The sequence below is a fragment of the Cellulomonas bogoriensis 69B4 = DSM 16987 genome, from assembly GCF_000767165.1.
Classification (GTDB): domain Bacteria; phylum Actinomycetota; class Actinomycetes; order Actinomycetales; family Cellulomonadaceae; genus Actinotalea; species Actinotalea bogoriensis.
The window spans coordinates 1-458 of sequence record NZ_AXCZ01000468.1 but is presented as its reverse complement, the minus strand read 5'-3'; the positions used below and the strand labels follow the sequence as shown (position 1 = coordinate 458).

The following is a 458-nucleotide window of genomic DNA, read 5'->3' as shown; positions in this document are numbered from 1 at the left end:
CGCCCCCACCACCCGCCCCACGCTGGACCCGGTCAGCGGCGTCATAGGTCCACGCCTTGGTCCCCTGCCCACTGCTCCCAGCCTGGCAGTCCCCCTCATCAGACCGCGACGCCAACCCGGTGCGGTTCCCGTTCACGTCAAACGTGTACGTCCGCTGAGCGCACACCCCATCGACCACGTCGACCACACCGACCAACCGCTCTGCCGCGTCATAGGTGTACCCGGTCTCTCGGCCGCCGCCCTCAGCAGAGGGCCCCGAGGTCGTGACGATCCGCCCCTGGGCATCACGACCCAACGTCCAGGACAGCAACTCACCGCCAGTACCTGGCAGCTGGTAGCCCAGACCGACCTCCTGGCCGGCCCGGTCGAACACAGCCGACTGCACCACACCACCAGGCAACCGCTGCTCGACCACATTCCCCGACGCGTCATAGGTCGCCCGGAACGTCCCCACACCC

General features: G+C 68.8%; 1 protein-coding gene. It reads right to left on the bottom strand.

Annotated features, from left to right (window positions below; genetic code table 11):
• Positions 1 to 458, bottom strand: a 458-nt coding sequence (locus tag N869_RS16055) for a hypothetical protein (RefSeq protein ID WP_035063423.1), incomplete at both ends; no start/stop codon positions are given.